The sequence below is a fragment of the Poseidonibacter sp. genome (assembly GCF_041821165.1).
Taxonomy (GTDB): domain Bacteria; phylum Campylobacterota; class Campylobacteria; order Campylobacterales; family Arcobacteraceae; genus Poseidonibacter.
In genome coordinates, this window is sequence record NZ_JBGUES010000004.1 from 1 (window position 1) to 23,357 (window position 23,357).

The 23,357-nt window shown below is 25.9% G+C and carries 23 protein-coding genes and 1 pseudogene; 15 read left to right on the forward strand and 9 right to left on the reverse strand.

Going from position 1 to position 23,357, the window contains the following annotated elements; translation table 11 throughout:
* A pseudogene (locus tag ACERKK_RS00870) lies at positions 1 to 505 on the reverse strand (hypothetical protein); the annotation flags it as partial.
* Between the two features lie 12 nt (positions 506 to 517).
* Complete coding sequence (locus ACERKK_RS00875) at positions 518 to 1,732, reverse strand: MotA/TolQ/ExbB proton channel family protein (RefSeq protein ID WP_373771177.1); 1,215 nt, start codon at positions 1,730 to 1,732, stop codon at positions 518 to 520.
* Between the two features lie 116 nt (positions 1,733 to 1,848).
* On the opposite strand from ACERKK_RS00875, the gene recQ reads away from it, so the two are divergent.
* From recQ to ACERKK_RS00890, 3 genes are read left to right on the forward strand one after another with little or no spacing between them, the layout of a single operon-like run.
* Entirely contained in the window at positions 1,849 to 3,957 is a 2,109-nt protein-coding gene (recQ, locus tag ACERKK_RS00880; RefSeq protein ID WP_373771178.1) for a DNA helicase RecQ, read from the forward strand.
* A complete protein-coding gene (locus ACERKK_RS00885) occupies positions 3,954 to 4,817 on the forward strand; it encodes a thymidylate synthase (RefSeq protein ID WP_373771179.1) in 864 nt (287 codons plus the stop codon). Before recQ ends, ACERKK_RS00885 begins: the two co-directional genes overlap by 4 nt.
* Before the next feature lie 14 nt (positions 4,818 to 4,831).
* Complete coding sequence (locus tag ACERKK_RS00890; protein ID WP_373771180.1) at positions 4,832 to 5,335, forward strand: dihydrofolate reductase; 504 nt, start codon at positions 4,832 to 4,834, stop codon at positions 5,333 to 5,335.
* Between the two features lie 310 nt (positions 5,336 to 5,645).
* On the opposite strand, the gene ACERKK_RS00895 is transcribed toward ACERKK_RS00890, so the two are convergent.
* The 5 genes from ACERKK_RS00895 to ACERKK_RS00915 all read right to left on the reverse strand — a co-directional run bounded on the left by ACERKK_RS00895 (position 5,646) and on the right by ACERKK_RS00915 (position 9,058).
* Positions 5,646 to 5,882 carry a hypothetical protein gene (locus ACERKK_RS00895; protein ID WP_373771181.1) on the reverse strand — a complete coding sequence of 79 codons (237 nt, stop codon included), beginning with the start codon at positions 5,880 to 5,882 and terminating at the stop codon, positions 5,646 to 5,648.
* A 9-nt stretch (positions 5,883 to 5,891) separates the two neighbouring features.
* The gene (locus tag ACERKK_RS00900; protein WP_373771182.1) at positions 5,892 to 6,266 is read right to left on the reverse strand and encodes a hypothetical protein; all 375 of its coding nucleotides are present in this window, start codon (positions 6,264 to 6,266) and stop codon (positions 5,892 to 5,894) included.
* A gap of 57 nt (positions 6,267 to 6,323) precedes the next feature.
* The gene (locus ACERKK_RS00905) at positions 6,324 to 6,878 is read right to left on the reverse strand and encodes an HPP family protein (RefSeq protein WP_373771183.1); all 555 of its coding nucleotides are present in this window, start codon (positions 6,876 to 6,878) and stop codon (positions 6,324 to 6,326) included.
* Between the two features lie 96 nt (positions 6,879 to 6,974).
* Positions 6,975 to 8,087: a glycosyltransferase gene (locus ACERKK_RS00910; protein ID WP_373771184.1), complete on the reverse strand. Its 1,113-nt coding sequence runs from the start codon at positions 8,085 to 8,087 to the stop codon at positions 6,975 to 6,977.
* Between the two features lie 83 nt (positions 8,088 to 8,170).
* A complete protein-coding gene (locus ACERKK_RS00915; RefSeq protein WP_373771185.1) occupies positions 8,171 to 9,058 on the reverse strand; it encodes a DMT family transporter in 888 nt (295 codons plus the stop codon).
* A gap of 184 nt (positions 9,059 to 9,242) precedes the next feature.
* Here ACERKK_RS00915 and ACERKK_RS00920 point away from each other — a divergent pair, with 184 nt between their 5' ends.
* From ACERKK_RS00920 to ACERKK_RS00970, 11 genes are all read left to right on the forward strand, one after another.
* On the forward strand, positions 9,243 to 9,971 hold the full coding sequence (locus ACERKK_RS00920) for an amino acid ABC transporter ATP-binding protein (RefSeq protein WP_373771223.1): 729 nt from the start codon (positions 9,243 to 9,245) through the stop codon (positions 9,969 to 9,971).
* A gap of 21 nt (positions 9,972 to 9,992) precedes the next feature.
* Positions 9,993 to 10,811, forward strand: a complete 819-nt coding sequence (locus ACERKK_RS00925) for a transporter substrate-binding domain-containing protein (RefSeq protein ID WP_373771186.1) — start codon at positions 9,993 to 9,995, stop codon at positions 10,809 to 10,811.
* 39 nt (positions 10,812 to 10,850) lie between these two features.
* Positions 10,851 to 11,666, forward strand: a complete 816-nt coding sequence (locus tag ACERKK_RS00930; RefSeq protein WP_373771187.1) for a transporter substrate-binding domain-containing protein — start codon at positions 10,851 to 10,853, stop codon at positions 11,664 to 11,666.
* Positions 11,667 to 11,669: 3 nt separating this feature from the next.
* Positions 11,670 to 12,635 (forward strand): amino acid ABC transporter permease, encoded by a 966-nt coding sequence (locus tag ACERKK_RS00935; RefSeq protein ID WP_373771188.1) that lies wholly within the window; start codon positions 11,670 to 11,672, stop codon positions 12,633 to 12,635.
* On the forward strand, positions 12,636 to 13,274 hold the full coding sequence (locus ACERKK_RS00940) for a MarC family protein (protein WP_373771189.1): 639 nt from the start codon (positions 12,636 to 12,638) through the stop codon (positions 13,272 to 13,274).
* On the forward strand, positions 13,274 to 13,891 hold the full coding sequence (locus ACERKK_RS00945) for a LysE/ArgO family amino acid transporter (protein ID WP_373771190.1): 618 nt from the start codon (positions 13,274 to 13,276) through the stop codon (positions 13,889 to 13,891). The genes ACERKK_RS00940 and ACERKK_RS00945 overlap by 1 nt, the downstream gene beginning before the upstream one ends.
* 28 nt (positions 13,892 to 13,919) lie before the next feature.
* A complete protein-coding gene (locus tag ACERKK_RS00950; RefSeq protein WP_373771191.1) occupies positions 13,920 to 14,696 on the forward strand; it encodes an NUDIX domain-containing protein in 777 nt (258 codons plus the stop codon).
* Between the two features lie 54 nt (positions 14,697 to 14,750).
* Positions 14,751 to 15,134 (forward strand): RidA family protein, encoded by a 384-nt coding sequence (locus ACERKK_RS00955; protein WP_373771192.1) that lies wholly within the window; start codon positions 14,751 to 14,753, stop codon positions 15,132 to 15,134.
* Between the two features lie 174 nt (positions 15,135 to 15,308).
* Positions 15,309 to 16,793, forward strand: coding sequence for an ATP-binding protein (locus ACERKK_RS00960; protein ID WP_373771193.1), 1,485 nt, complete (start codon positions 15,309 to 15,311; stop codon positions 16,791 to 16,793).
* Positions 16,794 to 17,000: 207 nt separating this feature from the next.
* Complete coding sequence (locus ACERKK_RS00965; RefSeq protein ID WP_373771194.1) at positions 17,001 to 17,990, forward strand: reverse transcriptase domain-containing protein; 990 nt, start codon at positions 17,001 to 17,003, stop codon at positions 17,988 to 17,990.
* A complete protein-coding gene (locus ACERKK_RS00970; protein ID WP_373771195.1) occupies positions 17,987 to 19,351 on the forward strand; it encodes an AAA family ATPase in 1,365 nt (454 codons plus the stop codon). Before ACERKK_RS00965 ends, ACERKK_RS00970 begins: the two co-directional genes overlap by 4 nt.
* 2 nt (positions 19,352 to 19,353) lie before the next feature.
* Here the strand turns inward: ACERKK_RS00970 and ACERKK_RS00975 are convergent, their stop codons facing one another.
* Both ACERKK_RS00975 and ACERKK_RS00980 read right to left on the reverse strand, forming a co-directional pair.
* Complete coding sequence (locus tag ACERKK_RS00975) at positions 19,354 to 21,465, reverse strand: helix-hairpin-helix domain-containing protein (RefSeq protein WP_373771196.1); 2,112 nt, start codon at positions 21,463 to 21,465, stop codon at positions 19,354 to 19,356.
* Between the two features lie 33 nt (positions 21,466 to 21,498).
* The gene (locus tag ACERKK_RS00980) at positions 21,499 to 22,191 is read right to left on the reverse strand and encodes a phytanoyl-CoA dioxygenase family protein (protein ID WP_373771197.1); all 693 of its coding nucleotides are present in this window, start codon (positions 22,189 to 22,191) and stop codon (positions 21,499 to 21,501) included.
* A 131-nt stretch (positions 22,192 to 22,322) separates the two neighbouring features.
* Here ACERKK_RS00980 and gshB point away from each other — a divergent pair, with 131 nt between their 5' ends.
* Complete coding sequence (gene gshB, locus ACERKK_RS00985; RefSeq protein ID WP_373771198.1) at positions 22,323 to 23,354, forward strand: glutathione synthase; 1,032 nt, start codon at positions 22,323 to 22,325, stop codon at positions 23,352 to 23,354.
* Positions 23,355 to 23,357 lie beyond the last annotated feature (3 nt).

Sequence of the window (23,357 nt, forward strand, 5' to 3'; positions counted from 1 at the left end):
CGGTAATTTTTTCTATCTTTTCTCTTGATTGAATTAAATCTGTATTTAAAAGTACAATTTTATCATCATAGTCTTTTAAAATTGCAGTAACTTTTTTTACTTTTTCATCTGAGATTTTTAAATCTTTATCTTTTTTATCTAAATTTTCTGTTAAGTTCTGCGATAATTTTTTTGCTTCAATAAGTTCAAGATTTGTTTGATTATATAAGTTTTTTGATTTAGCTAATTCAAATGATAAATGTACTTTTTCATCTTGTACTTTTTTAAGTTTTGTATTTATTTCATTTAGTCTTTTCTTTTTACTTAATAGTTCTTCTTCACTTATATCTAATGCTTGTTTTTGTTCTTCTAAATCACTTTTAATTGTAAGTAAATCAGTTTGTGCATAAAGGTATTTTATAATTATTGCACCAATTACCAATATAAATACAAAAAGTAATCCAGCCATTAAATCAGCATAAGATATCCAAAAGTTTTCATCATTTTTTTGTTTATTATCATACATTTTTTGCTACTTTTATAGTTGTTTAAATTCTTTTAAATCTTCTATTATTTTTGCAGTTTCTTCATCTATTGATTCTAAAGAACTTTTTAGTTTATTTGAAAATTTAGTATCGTATTCATCAAGCTCTTTGTTGAATCTCCAACCAATTCTATCCATTTCATTTTTCATAGTTTCAATACTTTTTATGATATTTGTATAAATACTTTCTAAATTATCAGAACTTATATGCTGTAAAGTTTCATTTAGTTCTTGAATATTATCGTTTAAAAGTTTTGTGTATTGAGAGTGTAAATCTTTTTCTTCATTGAAATTTTCTATATTTGCTTGTATATTTGAATTTATAGTTTCAAGCATAGAAGATAGTTTTTTACCATGATTTATATTTTCACCAATTTGCAATGAAAGTTTTAACTCTTTTTCAACAATATCTTCAAGTAAATTTGCTCTTTGCTGTATAGATTCATTTACATTATCTAAAAGATTTTTCGATGTTAATTGTTCAAAAATATTAGTCATTTTTGCAAAGTTTTCTATATTACTTTTTATATGAAGTGATTCAATATCTATTTTTGTCCAAAAGAATGATTTTGTATGTTCTTTTATAGTAAAACAATCATGCTCAAACCTACTCATTCCAAATTTTTCAAAAAATGTCCACCAAATAGATAAAAAAATACCATAAATAGAAACATAAAAAGCAGTTCCAACACCACCTAAAAGTAATGATATCTCTTTTTCCAAAGCACTAGAAGTTCCAGAAGAAAAGTCAGGCATAGAAAAAGCAATAGATATAAAAGTACCAAGAATACCAAGTGTTGGAAATACACTTGAAGCAATTGATGAAAAGTTTGTATTTCTAATATTTGAAGTAAAATCTTTGATAAAATCATCAGCACTACCATTTGCTTTTGTAGTGTTTCCTATTGTTAGAAGGTTGTTGTTAATATAATCTTTTAAATATAAAGTCAATGTTTCATATGAAGTTCTAAATTTACAAGAAACATAATAAGCATTATGTCTAATAAAAAATAGGTAAATAATATAAATAAATCCAATTAAAATAACACTGTGAATCTCAACTTTTAAAGGAAAATGACCTAAATATCCTAATATAACAATTGCAAATAATGCACTAGGAATAGTAAGTAAAGTAAATATTCTTGATGTTGGTTTACATGATGTTTTGATTTTTGTATTTAAATCAATAAAGTCTTCGTTAGTTAACATAAAATACCCCTTATGATAGTAAGTTGTTTTATTATATTAGTTTAGCATAAGATATATACAAACTAGTTAGAATTTTAAAAAAATATACATTAACACTTAATATGTTAAAATCCCGAATGAATACAAAACAAGAAATCCTAAAAAATATATTTGGACATGATAACTTTAGAAGCTTCCAAGAAGAGGTTGTTGATAATATCTTAGAAAAAAGAGATGTTTTGACAATCCTTCCAACTGGTGGTGGAAAGTCTTTATGTTACCAACTTCCGACACTTCTTATGGATGGGGTTACTGTTGTAATTTCTCCTTTAATTGCACTTATGCAAGACCAAGTAAAAGCTTTAAATGATTTAGATATTTCTGCAGAAATGATATCTTCATCACAATCAAATGATGAAAATACATTTACAATGCAAAAACTTCTAGCAGGTGAATTAAAATTTGTTTATGTTGCACCTGAGAGATTTACATCAAATGAGTTTGTAGGGGTATTGCAAAGAATAAATATTAACTATTTTGTAATAGATGAAGCTCACTGTGTATCTGGTTGGGGTCATGAGTTTAGGGCTGAGTATAGAAATCTTAATAGACTTAAACAATTTTTTCCTGAAGTTAGTATTGCTGCATTTACAGCAACTGCAACTAAAAAAGTAGAAGCAGATATTGCAGAGTCTTTAAATCTTGTAAATGCCAAACACTTTAGAGCAAAAACACAAAGAGATAATCTAGAAATTAAAGTAGAACCACGTATTTCAAATGGTAAAACTCAAATACTAAACTTCCTAAAATCACATAAAGGTTTATGTGGAATCATATATACCTTTACAAGAAAAGAAGCAGAATCAACAGCACAATTTTTATGTGATAATGGATATAAGTCAAAAGCATACCATGCAGGATTAAGTGCTGATAGAAAAGATGAAGTATTTAATGACTTTGTATATGAAAATGTAGATATTGTAGTTGCTACTATTGCATTTGGTATGGGGATAGATAAATCAAATATTAGATTTGTAATACATACGAGTTTACCTAAAACACTAGAAAACTATTATCAAGAAATAGGACGAGCAGGAAGAGATGGTGCTATGTCTTATGTATATTTACTTTACTCAAAAGGTGATGAGGTAAAAAGAAAGATACAAATAGAAGAAGCAATAGATAATTCATATAAACAAACAGGACTTGATAAGTTAGAGTATATGTATAGATATTGTGTTTCTAATAAGTGTAGACATAAAATGATAGCTTCGTATTTTGAAGATGAAATATCTGATTGTGAAACTTTATGTGATAACTGTACTAAGGGTGAAATAGCTCAAATAGATGTAAGTGTAGATGCACAAAAGTTTCTAAGTGCAGTATATAGAAGTGAACAGAGATTTGGAACAAATCATATCATAGATATTTTAAGAGGTTCAAAAAATCAAAAGTTACTAGAGTTTGGACATGATAAACTAAAAGTATATGGTTTAGGGTCTAATAAGAGTAAAAATGAATGGGTAGCAATAGCAGATAAACTTATAGATATACAAGCAGTTAATTTAGGTGAATATAGAGTAATAAAACTAAATGCTTTAGGTATGGACATATTAAAAGGAAATCAAAAACTTTTAATAGATGAAGATAAACTAGGAATTGCTATAAAACAAGAACAAACAGATGAGGTATTATCTTTTGATGAGGAACTTTATGAAAAGTTTAGAACATTAAGACGTGAAATGGCACTTTCTTATGAAGTACCAGCTTATGTAATCTTTGGAGATAAAAGTTTAAAAGAGTTTTCTTCAAAACTTCCAACTACAAAAGAAGAGATGTTAGATATAAACGGAGTAGGTCTTGTAAAGTTTGAAAAATATGGAGAAGAGTTTTTAAATCTATGTAAAGATATAAAAGAAGAGTTTAAAGAAAAGATTGAAACAAGAGCACCATTAAAAAAACTAACAAAAACATATACTGATACCTATGAGTTAATACAAGAAGGTCTTAGCTTAGAAAATATTGCTATGAAAAGAGATTTAGGACTTACAAGTGTTTTATCTCATGTGACATTATTAGAAGAACATGGTAAAATACAAAAATCAAAAAAAGAAGAACTTTTAAAACCTCTTGAAATTCCAGATGAAATAAAACAATGGATTGAATCAGGTTTACAACAGACAAGTTTAAAAGAATTAAGACAATACTTGTATTTATATGAGTATATGAAGAAGGAAAGCAATTGAAACAATATTTAGATTTACTAGACCACATCTTAAGTAAAGGTGTAAAAAAAGAAGATAGAACAGGTACAGGAACTACATCTGTATTTGGATACCAAATGAGATTTGATTTAAATGAAGGCTTTCCTTTAGTAACTACAAAAAAAACGCATTTAAAAGCGATTATCTCTGAACTATTATGGTTTATAGAAGGTAGTACAGATGAAAGAAGATTAGCAGAACTTCATTTTGGCGATAAAGCTTCTAATTTAATTGGTAAAAAAACAGTATGGACAGCAAACGCAGATGCACAAGGTAAAGACTTAGGATATGAAAATAGCGATACTGTAAAAGAGTTAGGACCTGTATATGGAGCTCAATGGAGATCATGGATGGGAACTGATGGTAAAGCAATTGACCAATTAGCTGAGTTAATTGAACAAATTAAAACAAACCCAGATTCAAGAAGATTGATATTATCAGCTTGGAATGTAGGTGAATTAGAAAAAATGGCATTACCACCATGTCATACATTCTTTCAGTTTTATGTAGCTGAGGGTAAACTATCTTGTCAGTTATACCAAAGATCTGCAGATTCATTTTTAGGAGTTCCTTTTAATATTGCTTCTTATGCACTACTAACTATGATGATTGCACAAGTATGTGATTTAGAACTAGGGGATTTTGTACATACGTTTGGTGATGCGCATATATACTCTAATCATGAGACTCAAGTAAAGTTACAACTAACAAGAGAACCATTAGCTCTTCCTACTATGAAAATAAATCCTGATATTAAAAATATTGAAGATTTTAAAATGGAAGATTTTGAGTTAATTGGATATGAGTCACACGAAGCAATAAAAGGCCAAATGGCAGTATAAATAAAGGTATTAAAATGAAAATTTCAATGATTGTAGCTTATGGAAAAAATTGGGAAATTGGTTTAGATAATGAAATGTTATGGCATATAAGTGAAGATTTTAAAAACTTCAAAGCTATAACTTCAGGTCATCATATATTAATGGGAAGAAAAACATTTGAATCTATTGGTAAACCTTTACCAAATAGAACATCATTAGTTTTATCAAATAGTGGTTTTGAACATGATGGTGTTCATACATTTAATGATGTTCAAAAAGCCTTTGATTTTGCAAGAGCTTCAGCAGAAGAAGAGTTATTTATAATTGGTGGTGCTAATATATATGAAACTCTATTTCCTTATGTTGATAAGATGTATTTATCAGAAGTAGATTTTGAAGGTAAAGCAGATGCCTTTTTAAAAGAGATTGATTTTTCAACTTGGGATTTAACACAAGAGAAATCTTATGATGCAATTATTGAAAATGAAAAGGTAAAAAGTCCAGCTTGGAAATTTAAAGTTTGGATTAAAAAAGACTAAATTATTTAATTTAGTCTATATCTATGATTTGGAAAGAGTAAGTTTTTTTATCTTTTTTAGGTGTGTTTAAAATTATTTGTTTCTCTTTTTTATTTAAGTTTTGTTCTAAAAATAGTGATTTTCTTAATTTATCAAAGAAATAGTTATAAAGTTCATTATATTCTAAAATAGAAGTATCATCATTGTCTCTGATATTTACACTTATTCTTATATCAAAATCTTGACTACTAATATGATTTATTGAACTAACAATATTTATATTAAGATCTTCTTTTTTTCCTGTTGCACTAATAATTCCTGTGTCATTATCTTAAAAAGTTATATAAAATAACTCATCTTGCATAGTATTAACTATTACTTTTATTAGTTCATTTTGATTTGTATTAAAAAATCTTTTTGTTTGAGCTTGTCTAACTTGTAATTGTGATTTTTCACTAGATATTTTTTTTATATCAGAAAAAGCCAAATTTCTTGAGTTATGACTAGAACAACCAGTTAATATACCAACTATTGAAACTATACATAGTGTTTTTAAATATGATTTCATATTAATTCTTTAAAAAGATGAATACATATAAGAGAAGTCTTTTAACTCTTCATTCTTATTAAAGTCAAGAATTACAGTTAATGTTTTTTGTTGTGTTTCAATAGTTTCATTACTATTAGAACTTAAGAATGTTAATGCACCTACTGAAGCAATTGTTGCAAATAAAATCCCACTACCAGCTGTTGCTGCTACACCACCTGCTGCTGCGATTCCTCCAGCTATTGCAAAGTCATTATTATTCATTCTTACAAAATCCAATTGAACTTTTCCAACAGTTAACTTATTTGTATTATCAATTTTCTCTTGATTTGCACAAGCTGTTAATAATAGTGGTAACGTTGCAATAGCAATACCCTTCATACACGAGTTAATTGTAATTGACATATTCCATTCCTAATTAATTTTTTTATAATGTATATTTTTTTAAAAGAAAAAGATTTTCTAATCTTTTTCTTTTCTATTATTTTTTAATGAAAGGGGATAAAATCTATGTTTAGGAATATTATTAACAATTAAAGCAATAGTTAATAATATAAAAGCGCCAGAAGCAACAGGAGCTATAATATACATAAATCCTAAGTCATGAATCTGATTACTCCCAATTACAGCGATTAAAGCAGTAGCACCACCTGGAGGATGAAGTGTTAAAGTTAATTGCATAAGTAAAATTGAAGTAGCAACAGCAAAAGCAGAACAAAATAAAATATTTCCAGAAAAACATTTAAATGAAACTACACCAACAATTGCAGATAAAATATGCCCACCAATTAAATTTCTAGGTTGTGATAAAGGAGAGTTTACAGCACCATAAACAAGTACAGCACTAGCACCAAATGAGCCAACAAAAAGAGTTAAATCTGCATCGTTTAAAATATCACGATGAAAATATGTAATAGCAAGAATCCCTAAAAATGAACCAATCCAAGACCAAATAATATTTGACTTTTCCATTGGTTCAGAATTTACTTTTTTAAACTGTTTAAAAAATTTTTTCATAATAGCATCTTTTTTTTTAATAAAGTCGAATACTATCAAAAAAAGAAAATTTTATTTTTGACCTAAATCAATACAAGACATTAAATGTCTTATATTTTATAAAATATTTAATTGATGTGCTAAATCAGCAGCAATTCTTTTGTAATTTCTTACATCTAAAAGTCTTCTTTGACCACTTTCTCCAACTTGTGTAATTTCATCTTTTGAAAGATTTATAATATATTCAAGTTTATTTTTTATAGAATCATGAGTAAAATCACATAACCAACCACTTTCATCATCTGTAAAAATTGAAGCATTATTTTCATTATTTGTCATAACACATGGAATTGCACTAGAATAATAATCTAAAATTTTCATAGGAGTTGAACTATTAAATAACTCAATATTTGGTAAAGGTGCAAGACCAATATCAGCTTTTGCGATTAATTGTAATAACTCTTGTTTAGTTTTTGCATCATAAACTTCAATAGAATCTTTTAAGTTTGGATATTTTTCAAACATTTCATTTGCATATTGGGGATCTTTTGTAGAAATCATAAGTTTAAACTTATCATTGTTTATATCGCTAAATGCTTTTAAAACTGTATCAAACTCTCTTAATTTATCTAAAGTTCCTGCATAGAAAAATCTTTTTTCTTCTCCATCATGATGTACATTATGATGCATCACATCAGGGTCGATTGCAGATGGTATAACAAATGTACGAGTTTTAACTGATTTTAAATAATCATCTCTCATTTGTCTTGATGTTGGAAGGAAAATATCACATTCATTTATAAGTGAAGTTTCTTTATATGTTTGGATTTTATTATTTAAAACATCAAAAAAGCTTTTTTTATTATTTGCTTCATCAATTTGCAGTTTAGCAACTCTTTTTGGAAAAGACAATCTAAACCCAACTTTAAATCCATCTTTTGTTTTTTTACCTAAAACTTCTTTTAAAATTGAAGTATCATTTCTTACAACAATATATTCATATTCATTAATATCAATATTGTTTTTATCTAACTCATCTAAGATATTATTTCTTGACTTAATTGGAATAATAAACTTTTTATTATCAATATTTTCAAACTCTTCTTTTGATTTAGAAAAATAAATTATATTAATATGAAAATGTTCATTTAAATATTTTTCAAATAATGGTCCAATAAAACTATGATCAGTATTTTCATTTTGATCTGTTATGTATAAAAATTTTTGCATCTATTAAATCTCCTAAATTTTTTCTTGAAAATAGTAGCATTCAATAGTTGCAATAAAAAAGCATTTTATTTTTTAATAACACTTTATGTTACACTAGACTCTTTTTTAAAGTTCAGTTCTGCAACTAAAGTGGCAAAAACAATTAATATAGCACCATATATTTGAGTAGTTGTTAAAATCTCATTTGCAGCAAAATAAGCAAATACAGAAGCACTTACAGGTTCCATAGTAAAGATAATGGCAGTTTTTGTTGCTGTTGTAAATTGTTGCATATATGTTTGAATTAAAAAAGCATAAACTGTTGCAAAAACAGCAGTTACAAGAACAGCTTTAAAAAATGTATAGTCATACTGCAAATTAAATGTAGTATCATCTAAAATCAATGAAAATGCTAAAGATAAAATTGAAACTGTAATTAACTGAAATAATACAAGAACAAAAACATTAACTTCTTTAGAAAATTTTCCAGTAAATATAATATGTAAAGCAAATAAAAATGCACATATTAAAGTTAAAAATTCACCTTTTCCTAATGTTAAAACACCTGACATTGTAAGTAAATATAAACCTGCAACTGCAACAATAGAAGCTATAAATACATTTTTTCTAACCTTATCTTTAAATATAAAATAGGCTAAAAATGGAACACAAATTACATTAAGTCCTGTAATAAAAGCAACTATTGAACTTTTTGTATAAGCTAAACCAAATGTTTGTGTAGCAAAAGCAGAAAATAAAAATGAGCCTAGAACTACCCCATATAATAGTGTTTTTAAGTTAGTTTCTTTTAAATATTTATAAGCAATAAAAAACATTAAAAATGAAGCTAAAGTAAATCTAAAAAATAAAAATGCATAAACTGGTGTTGAATCAATAGCTTCTTGAACCATTAAAAAAGTAACACCCCATGCAATAGCAACAGATAAAAGTAATAAATCTGCTCTATATTCGTACATCTTTTTTTTAATCATAAATTTGTGTCCTTAAAAGTAAAAGGCGGAATTATATCACAGAATTTGTAAATACAAAAATTATATTTTAATTGCATAATAATTATGAAACTTTTATCAATAAGTTATGGTTAATTTAACTTTAAATAAGTTTTCAGTAAAATTTAAGCTTGATTCTAAAAAAAGAGAGAAAATGAATAATAATATAATCTCAATGACAAATATAAATAAGTTTTATGACGATTTTCATGTACTAAAAAATATAGATTTTAGTGTAAAAAAAGGTGAAATTGTTGTAATTTGTGGACCAAGTGGATCTGGAAAATCAACTTTAATTAGATGTATCAATGGCTTAGAAGATATTGATGATGGACAAATTATTGTTGATGAACTTGATATTCATGAAAGTAAAAAAAACTTAAAAGAAATTAGAAGTGAAGTTGGAATGGTATTTCAACACTTTAATCTTTTTCCTCATTTAACAATTTTAGAAAATATAACACTTGCACAAAATTTAGTTAAAAAAAGAACTAAAGATGAAGCAACTAAAATTGCAAAAGAACTACTTGAAAAAGTAAAACTTGCAGATAAGGCAAACTCTTATCCAAGTGATTTATCAGGTGGACAAAAACAAAGAGTTGCAATCGCAAGATCTTTGGCTATGAAACCAAAAATAATATTATTTGATGAACCAACATCTGCACTTGATCCTGAAACAATTGGTGATGTTTTATCAGTTATGAAAGATTTAGCACAAGAAAACTTTACAATAGTTTGTGTTACTCATGAAATGGGATTTGCAAAAGAAGTAGGTGATAGAATCGTATTTATGGATCATGGAGTAATTGTAGAAGAAAATTCTCCAGAAGAATTTTTCAAAAATCCAAAAAGCGAAAGAGCAAAAAAATTCTTAAATGAAATATTAGTTCACTAAAAACAAGGAAATATTAAAAAAATGATAAAAAAACTTTTACTAGCAATTGTATTAATTATAAATACAAATATTTTTGCTGATGATATAAATTTATGGAAAAATTCTACATTAAATAAAATCTTAGAAAGAGGTGAGTTAAGAGTTGGTTTAGAACCAGGTTACTTACCATTTGAAATGAAAGATAAAAAGGGTAGATTAATCGGTTATGACGTTGATATTGCAAAAGCAATGGCAAAAGCAATGGGTGTAAAATTAGTTATTGAAGAGACTGTTTTTGATGGAATTATTGCTAGTTTATTAACAAATAAATTTGATATTATCATTTCTGGTATGACAATTACACAACAAAGAAATTTAAAAGTTAATTTCTCTGATTCATATATTGTAGTTGGTCAAACTGTATTACTAAGTAAAAAATTAGAAAATACAATTACAGATGCAAAGCAACTTGATTCAAGTGAATATACAATTTCTGCAATTTTAGGTCAAACAAGTGAAATTGCAGCAAAAAAATTCTTTAAAAATGCAAAAGTAATTACATTTGAAACAGAAGGGGAAGCTGTTTCAGAAGTATTAAATGGAAATGCAAGTGCATTTATTAATGACCAACCATTTAACACTGTATTTATGGATGGAAAAGGAAAAGATGCTTTAGTTCATCTTGATAAACCGCTAACTTATGAGCCTTTAGCATTTGCTATTAGAAAAGGTGACCCTGATTTTCTTAACTGGTTAAATAATTTCCTAAGACAAATCAGAGAAGATAAAGTAATAAATTTACAAGACAGATTATATGAAAAATGGTTTGTAGATACGAAGTGGTTAAAGAAAGTTCAATAATAAATTTATAGAAGTTTAATCAAAAAAAAGGAGATGGGAATGAAGAAATTAGTTTTAGCATTTTTAATGCTGTTTACAACTGCAATTTTTGCCGATGATATTAACCTTTGGAAAAAATCAACATTAAATGAGATTTTAGAAAGAGGTGAATTAAGAGTTGGTATGGAACCTGGATATATGCCATTTGAAATGAAAGACAAAAAAGGTCGAATCATTGGTTATGACGTAGATATGGCTAAAAAGATGGCAAAAGATATGGGTGTTAAACTAAAACTTGTTCCTACTTCTTGGGATGGAATAATCGCTGGTTTAGTTACTGGTAAATATGACATTATTATGTCTGGTATGACAATTACTCAGCAAAGAAACTTAAAAGTTAATTTTGCAGACCCTTATGTTGTTGTAGGTCAAACTATGATGATTAGAAAAGAGTTAGCAGGAAAAATTAAAACTGCAAAAGATTTAGATAAAGCTGGTTATACAGTTGTAACTAAATTAGGTGTTACAGGTGAAATTGTAACTAGAAAATTTTTCCAAAATGCAAAAATTATTACATTTGAAACAGAATCAGATGCAGCAAGTGAAGTATTAAATGGTAAAGCAGATGCTATGATTTATGATCAACCATATAATATTTTATTTATGTCAGATAAAGGAAAGAATAGATTAGTTCATCTTGATGATCCTTTAAGTTATGAGCCTTTAGGTTGGGCTATTAGAAAAGGTGATCCTGATTTTCTTAATTGGTTAAATAACTTCTTAAGACAAGTTAAGGGTGATAAAGTTGTCGACTTCCATGAAAAATTAAATAATAAATGGTTAAGAGACACTTCATGGTTAAAAAGAGTTCAATAATACATGGCTAAAAAACAATCATTAGCACAAAATAAAACAGTAGGGCATTTTCTTGCCGTATTGTTTTTTATTGTAGTAGGATACGCATTCTACACAGCAGCAGCAAATATGAATTATGTTTGGAAATGGAATAGTGTTCCAAAATATTTTGCTTACGAAGAGACGAAATCAGTTGAAGCACCTATTGATGGAAAACTAATATTTGAGAATAACAAATACTTTGTTCAAGGTGATGAAAAAGTAGAAGTTAAAAATTTAGATAGTAGTTTTTTATTTGAATATGAAGTTGGTGAAAATCTTTATTCAGGTGATTATATTGCCTCAAAAACAGAGTATAAAGCAGGTCCTGTACTTTCAGGTCTTTGGATTACTTTAAAAATATCATTTTTTGCAATGATATTAACACTAATAATTGGAATAATAGTCGCACTAATGAAACTATCTTCAATGGTAGTATTAAGAGATATTGCAACTGTTTATATTACGATTATTAGAGGAACACCTTTACTTGTTCAAATATTTTTATTCTATTTTATTGTTGCAAATATTTTTGAATTAGAAAGATTTGTTGCAGGTATTTTATCACTTGGAATATTCTTTGGTGCATATATGGCAGAAATTTTAAGAGGTGCAATTCAGTCAATTGACAAAGGTCAACTTGAAGCTGCAAAATCTTTAGGTATTTCTAATTATCAAGCTATGAGATATATTATTTTACCTCAAGCATTTAAAAGAGCTTTACCTACACTTGTTGGTGAAACTATTGCTTTAGTAAAAGATTCATCTTTAGTATCTGTTATTTCAATTACAGATTTAACAAAAGTTGGAAAAGAAATAGTTGCAAATACATTCTCTCCATTTGAAACATGGATTGTTATTGCACTTTTATATTTATGTATAACTTCAACTTTAAGTTATATTGGACATAGAATAGAGAAGAAAATGGCCGCAAAAGGTGGAATATCCTAAGTGGAGAGTTTCTTTTCTAACTTCTTACAACAAGGGATTACATTTTTTGCTATTATGGATCCCATTGGTGTAAGTGCTATGGCTTTATCACTACTTAGTCATGATATAACAAAATCTGAGATAAATAGGGTTGCTAGAAAATCTACAATGACTATTATTATTGCATTTTTTGTTGTACTTATTGGTGGTGATTTTATACTTAAACTATTTGGAATTGGTGAAAATTCACTTAAAGTTATGGGTGGAATTATTCTACTTCTAATGGCAATTTCAATGGTAAATGGTTCAACAGAAGGTAAAAAACCTACAAAAGAAGAGGGTAAAGATCTTAAAGCTCATGAAGATTTATCTGTAATTCCTATTGGAATTCCAATTGCTTTTGGAACTGGTTTATTTACAACTATTGTAATTTTTAAACATCAAGTTGAAACAGCTAGTGATTTATTATCTATTTCACTAGCATTTTTAGTTAATGCTTTTTTATTTTACATAACACTAAAAAACTCTATTTATATAAAAAAATATTTAGGACTTACTGGTCAAAATATTATTACTAAACTTATGGGACTAATAGTTGGGGCTATATCTGTACAATTTATTGTTTCAGGTTTAATCAAACTTTCACAAAGCTATATGTAATGCCAATTGAAATTTTGATAAAAGGTTTTATTGTAACTATCTCTTTGATAGTTGCAATTGGTGCACAAAATGCCTATGTATTAAAACTAGGACTTCTAAAACAGCATGTTTTACTTGCTGTTAGTTTATGTGTATTATTTGATATGCTTTTAATCTCAGCTGGTATTTTTGGTCTTGGATTTTTTATTCAAGGTAATCAACTACTTATAAACTCAATTGCTATTATTGGTATTGTATTTTTATTTGTATATGCAATATTATCTTTTAAATCTGCTTTTAAAAATGAAAGTCTAAAAATTGATAATGAAGTAAAAATAAATCCTTTAAAACAAGTTGTTACACTTATCTTAGTTTTTACATTTTTAAATCCTCATACTTATCTTGATACAGTTTTACTAATTGGTGGAATTGGAGCAAATATTCAAAATGATTTAAAGATTTATTTTTTAATTGGTGCTGTTTGTGCATCTGCTTTTTGGTTTACATTATTAGGCTTTGGTGCAAGATTTTTAATTCCTTTATTTAAAAAACCAATTACATGGAAAATCTTAGATATTTCAATTGGATTTATTATGCTTTTGATTGCTTATACTCTATTAGATTTAATAAAATATTAGTTATCATAAATCCTATAAAGGTTTAAATATGAACAATACAAGTATAGAAATAATAGGCTGTTTTAAGACAGTTTTAGACCCATATAATGGTATTACAATCTCTACAAAAGATTTACCAAACTCAAGTGAAGAGTTTGAACTAAATCTTGACTATCTAATAGAAAATACAAAAAATAGAAGAAACTTAATCTGGATTTATATAGATATAAAAAAATCTGACTTTATACCAATTGCAACAAAAAGAGGATTTATATTTCATTCATGTGATGAAGAGTATGTTTTAATTGTAAGAAGATTACAAAATAATGCAATAATTCCAACTGCTGCAAATCATACTTTAGGAGTAGGTGCAGTTGTTATAAATGAAAAAAATGAATTATTAGTAATCAAAGAAAAGATTTCAACAATTGGATATAAATTGCCAGGTGGACATATAGATAATGGCGAAATGATTTCAACAGCAGCACAAAGAGAAGTTTTTGAAGAAACAGGAATAAAAGTAAAATTTGAATCAATAATTTCATTAGGACATTTTTATCCTCATCAGTTTCATAAATCAAATTTATATATATTATGTATTTGTAAAGCTTTATCATCAAAAATTGATATTCAAGATATTGATGAAATTGCTGATGCAAAATGGATAGATGTGAATAAGTATTTAGAAGATGAAAAAGTATTAGCTTACTCAAAAGCAGTTGTTCTTTCAGCTTTAGAATACAAAGGTTTTAAACTTGCTAATCATGAAACTTTATGTCACATAAAAAAAGATTTTGAGCTATTTTTTCCTATTGAAAATAAATAATTTGACATCAACTTTAAATTGTATATAATACGTCTTTATAATTAAAGGAAGAAAATGAAAGAAATAATATCAACTACAAAAGCACCAAGTGCAATTGGACCATATAATCAAGCTACATCTTTTGAGAAATTAGTATTTTTATCAGGACAAATTCCATTAGATCCTCAATCAATGGAAATTATTGAAGGTGGAGTTTCTGAGCAAACTAAACAAGTTATGGAAAACTTAAAAGCAGTATTAGAAGAAGCAAACTCTTCATTTGATAATGTTTTAAAAACTACTTGTTATTTATCTGATATGGATAATTTTGTAGCATTTAACGAAGTTTATTCACAATATTTTACAGCAGAAGATGCACCTGCACGTGCTACAGTTGCAGTAAAAACTTTACCTAAAAATGTTTTAGTTGAAGTAGATGCAATCGCTTTTAAAAACTAGAGAATTTTTCTCTAGTTTTACTCTTTTTATTTAAACTACAAATATAAATTTCATAATTACTATTTATTAGCTATATTTCACTTTTTAATATAAAAAATGAAATATATCTATTTATATTGAATATATTTCACTTTTATAGTATACTTTATGAAATATTATTAAAATGGATCAATTATGATAGGACGAATCAAAGAATTAAAATTATTATCAAATGCTTGTGAATCAAATAAAAGTGAATTAATTTCAGTATACGGACGAAGACGAATTGGTAAAACTTATTTGATTAATTATATGTTTAAAGAACATAGAAAAGAGTGTCTATTTTTTAGATTTACTGGTTCTTATTTACTTGATTCTAATACACAAAGAGAAAATTTTATTGAATCTATTTATGATTGGTTTGGAGTTGAACCAACAAAAGAGATTAATTCTTGGATGAATGCCTTTAATTTTTTAAAAAGAACAATTGATTCAGAATTTAAAAATAAAAAAGTGAATGAAAAAGTTGTTATTTTTCTTGATGAAGTTCCATGGATTGATAAAAAAAATACTAATGGTTTTTTAGGAGCATTAGGTCACTTTTGGAATGATTATTGTGAAATAAAAGAAAATGTAATTTTAATAATATGTGGTTCAAACTCTTCATGGATTAAAAATAAAATTTTTGAAGATACTCAAGGTCCACTTTATCAAAGACTAACTCATAAAATACATTTAAAACCTTTTACTTTAAAAGAAACTGCATCTTATCTTATTGATGAAAAGAATTTTGACATTGATTCCAAGACTATATTTGAAGTTTATATGGTTTTTGGAGGAGTTGCAAAATACTTAAGTTTTTTAAACCCTAAGTTATCTCTTTCTGAGAATATTGATAATTTATTTTTTAATATAGACGGACATTTATACAAAGAGTATGATGATATTTTCAAATCTCTTTTTCAAGATAAATCAAAGTTTTATACTTCAATAATTCAATACCTTTGCACTAAACAATCAGGATTTACACAAACGCAAATAGCTTCAGGTTTAGATATTAGTATGGGTGCAAAACTAAAAGATGGAATAAATGATTTAATTGAATGTGGTTTTATTCAAGGCTTATCAAAATATAATCAAAAAACAAATGCAAAATATATCATAAGTGACCCATATTGTTTATTTCATAATAAATGGGTAAAAGAACATAGTAAAAATGATATTGCAAATCTTTCAAAACCATATTGGACAAGTATTCAATCATCTTCACAATATTCAATTTGGACAGGTTTTATATTTGAAATAGTTTGTTTAACTAATATTGAAATGTATTTAGACGCAAGAAATACAAAAGGTTTATCAAAAAGTCATAGTTATTGGAATTTTGTATCATCAAATGAAAATGAGAAAGGTGCACAAATTGATATTTTGGTTGAATATCAAAATAATGTATACGATATAGTTGAGTGTAAGTTTTATAATGATGAGTTTGTTATCTCAAAAGATTATAAAGACAATTTACAAAATAAACTTAGTATGTTTAAAAAGTATGGATTAAAAGGCAAGTATGAAATAAAACTAATCATGCTTACAACTTATGGCTGTAAACATAATTCTCATTATAATAGTTTGAATATTGCTGATGATATTACTATTGATGATTTGTTATTTAGGTATTGATTAGTTCAAACTTTTTATTATTTAAACATATAATTAGTATATAAATTTATATAATATTAATATTTTTTAAGTATAATTGAAGTACTTAAAAGCTGACTAGATGTAAATCAGTCCATTGTATGTCTTTTAGGTCTCAAAAGGCTTATACTTAAATTACATATCTCTAAGTTTTATAATTTAGGGTATTTGTAAACTTAGGATTTTTACTTGAATAAAAAAAACTTTCAACAAGTATTCGAATCTTACTTTCATAAAAAATATACATTCAATGATTTTCTTAATACTTTACCACAAGAATCTATAAATTTTAAAACTAATAGATTTGAATCATACTCTTTTATATCATATTTAAAAGATTCGAATAGAGAATTGACTTCTGAAGCTAAGAAACTAAAAGATTTTCATTCATTTTTAAATGTATTGTTATTTAAAGAAATGAAAACACATAATAAAGTTTTTTCATATAGAGAAAATAAAAATATATTCGATGCAGTTTATCTTCATAAAGATAGCAAAAATTATTTTAAAACAGATATTAAAAGCTTTTTCACTTCAATTGATAAAAAATTAATTATGAGAACTTTAAAAGATAATTTAGAAGAATTTGATGTTTTTATTGATAAAAAATATGTTGAACACATAATAAATTTAATAATAATAAACAATCAACTACCTATAGGTTTTATTACCTCTCCTACTATAAGTAATGCTGTATTGTATAATTTTGATAAATATTTTGAAAAATATTCAATAGATAAAAAAATGATATATTCTAGATATTCTGATGATCTTATTTTTTCATCTAATGATTATAAAGTTTTAATAGAATTAGAAAATAAACTTACTAATTATTTTGATAGTTATTATGATGGCTTATTTAAATTAAATTCAAAAAAGACTAAATTTTTGGATAAAACTAGAAAAATTGTAATTTTAGGTTTAGTTATTACTCCAAATGGTCACATAACAGTAGATAAAGAAAGAAGAAATAATATACAAAAATTGATTTATTTTTATAAAACTGATAAACATAAATTTTCAAAACTTTTAGAATTAAAATATGATAATCAATTGAGTAAAGCATATGGTAGTCTAAATTACATTAATTATATAGATAAAAATTTTATAATTAAATTAAGAAGTAAATACGGTAATTACATCATTGATAAATTTTTACATGGAGTTAAACCTAGATGAATACTTTTAAAGTAGTTATAAAAAATATACAACACATAAAATCTTTGGAATATGAGATTGATTTATCATCAAATAAACTACATTGTTTAGTTGGTAAAAATGGAATAGGTAAAACTACATTAATAAAAATAATTCAAAATTTTAAAGAGACAAATACTCTTGATAAAATGTCAAGAGTTAATATTATTAATGATAATAGTAAATTAACTTATACAATAGATAGCAATGATTATAAATTTGATCCTTTTAAAGATGATAGTAGATTTATATTAGACTGCAATAAAGCAATGGATGAAGTTACAAAAAAGGAAATTTATACAGAGTTTCCTATTCCTCTAGGAAGAAGATTTAGTCAATATTCACGATTAGGGGAATATACAGATGATGTTGCAGCTAAATTTTCATCTAATACATATGAAGAAAATCCAAATGAATTAATTGCAATATTAAATAATATTTATCAAGATAATAGATTTAATAATTTAAAAAAAGTAAATGTTAAATCAGAAGATATTTATTTAATACCTTTAAATGATGAAAATTATATAAGAGAAGATGATTTTAGTTCTGGTGAATACATGCTACTTCAGATTTATAAATTAATTAAAACTGGAGCAAAATTTATTGTAATTGATGAGTTAGATATTTCTTTAGATAGTTCAGCTCAAGTAAATTTGATTGAACAACTAAGAATGTTAACAGGGAAATATAAAGTAAATATTTTATTTACTACACATTCTCTTGCCATTATGAAAACAATGAATGATGATGAATTATTTTATATGGAAACTATTGGAGATGAAACTACTGTTAAAAATATGTCGTATAGTTATATAAAGAGTTCATTATTCAAATTTGAAGGTAATGATAAAATCATATTAACTGAAGATAAAATGATTATTGATTATCTAAAAACATTTCTTGATAGTGATAATATATTTTCAAAATATTCAATCATTGATATTGCAGGACATAGTCAAACTGTAGATATAATGGAAAAAAATAAACAAGTTCAATTTTTAGGTACGAATAAAATTCTTACTATATTAGATGGTGATCAACAAAATCATACTAATTATAAAAATAAAACAGATATAAAATTTATTCCATTTGAAAGTATAGAAAAAGACTTATTAACAGCTTACGAGTTAGGAGAATTGGATATATATATAATAGGTGATATTGATAAAGATGATATTAATAGAGCAAATGGACGCGGGAAAAAATCTAAAGCTTTATATTATAGCATTACTCAGAGAGGATATATGAATTTTTCTAGTATTATTACCTTTCTTGAAAATAAATGTCCCTCAAACACACTAACTTTTAAAAATGAAGTTAAATCTTTTTTAAAAAGTTAATATCATTTCAAACTCAAGCCAACTCTCTGTTTATCCAAATCAACACTTAAAACCTTCACTTTTTCCAAATTCTGATTTATACTCAAAACTTCACTTGGGTGATTGATTCTTTTTGCTGATATTTGTGAAATATGAAGTAGGGCGTCATTTTTTAGACCAATATCTACAAAAGCTCCGAAGTCTGTGATATTTCGCACGATTCCACTTAGTGTAAAACCAACTTTAAGATCTTCTATTTTTGTAATATCACTTGCAAATTTTACTTGATTAAATTCACTTCTTACATCATATCCTGGTTTTTTTAGCTCTTGGATAATGTCTTTTATTTTTACTTCACTTGTATTTAATGAAGTAGCTATTTGTGATATCTGATTATCTGTGATTTCTTCAATATTATAGTTTTTTTGTAAGTTTTTTGTAACACTATAATCTTCTGGATGAATTGCTGTATTATCTAAGATTGATTTTCCATCTTTGATTCTTAAAAATCCTACTGCTTGCTCATATGCTTTTGCTCCTAAACCTTTTACTTTTAGTAGTTCATTTTTACTTTTAAATGTTTTAATACTACTTCTATATTCAACAATATTCATAGCTAATTTTTCAGAAATTCCTGAAATAAAAGATAATAGTTTATAAGAAGCTGAGTTTAAATCTACTCCTACTTTATTTACTAAATCCACAGTAGTGTTTTCAAGTTTTAGTGCTAAATCTTTTTGATTTACATCATGTTGGTATTGCCCAATTCCAAGTGATTTTGGGTCTATTTTTACTAAAGTAGCCATTGGGTCACGAAGTCGTCCTGCAATTGAAATAGCACCTCTTATTGTTACATCTAAGTTTGGATACTCTTCTTGTGCTATTTTTGAAGCTGAGTATACACTAGCTCCTATTTCACTTACTATTGCATAGTTTATATCAAGATTATTATCTTTGATTAGATTTGTGATAAATTCAGCTGTTTCTCTTGAAGCTGTTCCATTTCCAATTGCAATAGATGTGATTTTGTATTTTTTGATTAATTCTAATACTTTTTTATTTGAATTTACAATATCTTGCTTTGGTTTTGTTGGATAAATTACACATGAATCTAAATATATACCATTTTCATCAATTACGGCTAATTTACATCCGGATACAAATCCTGGATCCATTCCTAAAATCACTTGATTAACTAAAGGTGCTGTTAAAAGTAGTTCTTTTAAGTTTTTACCAAAAAGGTTAATTGCTTCTTCTGAAGCTTTTTCTTTTAGTTTTGTAAGAGCTTCTCTTTTTAATGTAGGAAGTAATAATCTCTTTAATCCATCTTTATATGCTTCAAAAACAATATCTTTTGATGAATTAGCACTTGATGGAATTTTGTATTTTTTTATATTTTCTAAAATATGATTTTCATCAACTACAAGTTTTATACTTAGTTGTTTTTCATTTACAGCACGATTAATTGCTAAAAATCTATATGATTTAATATATTTTATTTTTTCACTTAAATCAACGAAATTTGCATAAACACCATTTTTGTCAAAAGTTTTCGTAGCTTTTGTTTCTAAAACTGCATAATTAGTAATAATATTTCTAATAGCCTCTTTTGTTCTAAAATCATCAGCATATCTTTGAGCAATAATATCACTAGCACCTGCTATTGCATCTTCTATATTTTTGATATTTTTATTGAAAAAGTTTTTTGCTTTTTGATTTATTTCATCTTTTGAGTATCTAAAAGATTGAATAATATTTGCAAGTGGTTCAAGATTATTATCAATTGCTTCACTTGTTCTTGATGATTTTTTATCTTTAAATGGTGAATAAATATCTTCTAATATTTGTAATGTTTTTGCTTCATTTATTAATGTTTGTACTTTTTCATTTAAGAAGTTTCGCTCTTTTAAAATATTTAGAATTTCTTCTTTTCTTTGAAGCAATTTTACAGAATATGAATGAATTTGTTCAAACTCTCTTAAATCTTCATCACTAGCATTTCCTGTTGCTTCTTTTCTATATCTAGCAATAAAAGGAATTGTTGAACCTTCTTCTATAAGAGTTAGGATATTCTTGATATTTTCTTTTGATAAATTTGTTTTACTTTGAATTAGTTCTATTAAATTATTAGTCAAGAATAACTTCTTTAAAATCACTTCTTGTTTTTTCTAATGATTTATTTTTTGATGCTCTAACTGTATAAACAAATGATATTTTTGCATTATTTGTTTGATTTTACTTGCATGATGAAGTGTTTTACAATGGAAAAGTACGACATCACCTTTTTGTAAATTTTGATGAACTTTTGTTTGAATTAATTTTCTATTCTCTTCATTTTCATCTAAAAAGTTTGAGTGTTCATCAAATCTATCTTTTGAAAACTCTATTTTATGTGATTTAGGAATAAACTCTAAAAGTCCATTTTCTAAAAACTCATCTCCTAAACTTAACCAAACAGATACAAGATTGTCATTTTCAAAATGCCAATATCTTCTATCTTGATGCCAAAAAGTTCTAGTACTTTCATGAGGCATTTTAGTCATAATAGAGTTATGATGAGCTAGAGTTAAAACAGGAGTATCATTTAGAACTTGCTTTAAAATAGGTCTAATATCACTATTAGTCATCCACTCTTTAAAGATTTCTTCTCTATCATAAACTTGTCTTAATCGTCTAACAGTAATAGCACTATCATCAACTTGCATATACTCTTGTTCACTCTCAATTGGTGCTTGTTTTTTTTCTAAATGCTCTTTTGCTTTTTGTAAAATTTCATCACAAAGTTCAGAATTTGCAAAGTTTTTTAAAACTAAAAAGCCATCATTGTTAAACTGTTCTAGTTGTTTTTCATCTAATTTCATGGATACTCTTATGTATTTATTATTTTTCGTATTATAGTAAAATTTGCTTATTATTCACATTATTTTAAACTTAAGTAATTAAATTAAATTTAGTGTATAATTCGTATTAAAATTAAAAAAAGGATATTAAAATGCACATTGCATTTATTATTGAAGATTGGGCTAAAATTGACCCTGTAAATAGTTCTACACTAGCTATTGTAAAAGAGTGTATGCTAAGAGGTTATAAAGTATCAATTTTATACACAACAAATTTAACTGTAAGAAACAATACTGTTAATGGATTTGCAAAAACTCTAAAAATTGAAGGTAAGATTCCAGAATCAATTATTGCTTTTTATAAAAAATGTACTTATGATATAAAACTTATAGCTTTACATGCATTTGATTGTATTATGGTTAGAAAAGATCCTCCAATTTCTCCACTTGTTTTTAATTTTTTAGATTCTGTAAAAAACGAAACTGTTATTATAAATGATGTAGATGGAATAAGAAAAGCAAATAATAAGCTTTATACAACAACATTTCATGACCCAGGAAATACATACTTACCCAAAACTCATGTATCAGGAAGTAAAAAATATATTCACAAAATTATTGAAGAATCAAATGATGAAAAGATGATTTTAAAACCTCTTGATGGTTCAGGTGGTAGAGGTGTTATTGTATTAGAAAAAAATGCTACTTCAAATTTAAATTCATTACTTGATTTTTATATTGATGATTCAGGTGAAAATTATGTAATTCTTCAAGAGTATATTGAAGGTGCACAAAATGGTGATGTTAGAGTTATGATGTTAAATGGTAAAGCAATTGGTGCATATCATAGAAAACCAGCTGATGGTGAACATAGAGCAAATATTCAAACAGGTGGAAGTGCTCATAAATATAGATTAACAGAATCACAAAAAAAGATTTGTGCAAAAGTTGGTAAAAGACTTGTTTCTGATGGATTATACTTTGTTGGTCTTGATATGATTGGAGATAAAATTTTAGAAGTGAATGTTTTAAATCCAGGTGGAATTACAAATATAAATAAATTATCTAAGTTAAAACTTCATAAAGATGTAGTTGATTTTATTGAAGAAAAAGTTCATGAAAAAGTTGAAAAAAGAGTTGAACTTGAGTATTTATTAAAAAGACTTAGTGATTTAAGAGAATAAATT

Excerpts from the sequence above, each read along its gene's own strand:
- ACERKK_RS00980 (WP_373771197.1), bottom strand. The coding sequence starts at position 22,191 with ATGAAATTAGATGAAAAACAACTAGAACAGTTTAACAATGATGGCTTT.
- ACERKK_RS00900 (WP_373771182.1), bottom strand. The coding sequence starts at position 6,266 with ATGTCAATTACAATTAACTCGTGTATGAAGGGTATTGCTATTGCAACG.
- ACERKK_RS00970 (WP_373771195.1), top strand. The coding sequence starts at position 17,987 with ATGAATACTTTTAAAGTAGTTATAAAAAATATACAACACATAAAATCT.
- gshB (WP_373771198.1), top strand. The coding sequence starts at position 22,323 with ATGCACATTGCATTTATTATTGAAGATTGGGCTAAAATTGACCCTGTA.
- ACERKK_RS00950 (WP_373771191.1), top strand. The coding sequence starts at position 13,920 with ATGAACAATACAAGTATAGAAATAATAGGCTGTTTTAAGACAGTTTTA.
- ACERKK_RS00915 (WP_373771185.1), bottom strand. The coding sequence starts at position 9,058 with ATGATTAAAAAAAAGATGTACGAATATAGAGCAGATTTATTACTTTTA.
- ACERKK_RS00955 (WP_373771192.1), top strand. The coding sequence starts at position 14,751 with ATGAAAGAAATAATATCAACTACAAAAGCACCAAGTGCAATTGGACCA.
- ACERKK_RS00905 (WP_373771183.1), bottom strand. The coding sequence starts at position 6,878 with ATGAAAAAATTTTTTAAACAGTTTAAAAAAGTAAATTCTGAACCAATG.
- ACERKK_RS00890 (WP_373771180.1), top strand. The coding sequence starts at position 4,832 with ATGAAAATTTCAATGATTGTAGCTTATGGAAAAAATTGGGAAATTGGT.
- ACERKK_RS00960 (WP_373771193.1), top strand. The coding sequence starts at position 15,309 with ATGATAGGACGAATCAAAGAATTAAAATTATTATCAAATGCTTGTGAA.
- recQ (WP_373771178.1), top strand. The coding sequence starts at position 1,849 with ATGAATACAAAACAAGAAATCCTAAAAAATATATTTGGACATGATAAC.
- ACERKK_RS00895 (WP_373771181.1), bottom strand. The coding sequence starts at position 5,882 with ATGAAATCATATTTAAAAACACTATGTATAGTTTCAATAGTTGGTATA.
- ACERKK_RS00910 (WP_373771184.1), bottom strand. The coding sequence starts at position 8,087 with ATGCAAAAATTTTTATACATAACAGATCAAAATGAAAATACTGATCAT.
- ACERKK_RS00935 (WP_373771188.1), top strand. The coding sequence starts at position 11,670 with ATGGCTAAAAAACAATCATTAGCACAAAATAAAACAGTAGGGCATTTT.
- ACERKK_RS00930 (WP_373771187.1), top strand. The coding sequence starts at position 10,851 with ATGAAGAAATTAGTTTTAGCATTTTTAATGCTGTTTACAACTGCAATT.
- ACERKK_RS00875 (WP_373771177.1), bottom strand. The coding sequence starts at position 1,732 with ATGTTAACTAACGAAGACTTTATTGATTTAAATACAAAAATCAAAACA.
- ACERKK_RS00945 (WP_373771190.1), top strand. The coding sequence starts at position 13,274 with ATGCCAATTGAAATTTTGATAAAAGGTTTTATTGTAACTATCTCTTTG.
- ACERKK_RS00925 (WP_373771186.1), top strand. The coding sequence starts at position 9,993 with ATGATAAAAAAACTTTTACTAGCAATTGTATTAATTATAAATACAAAT.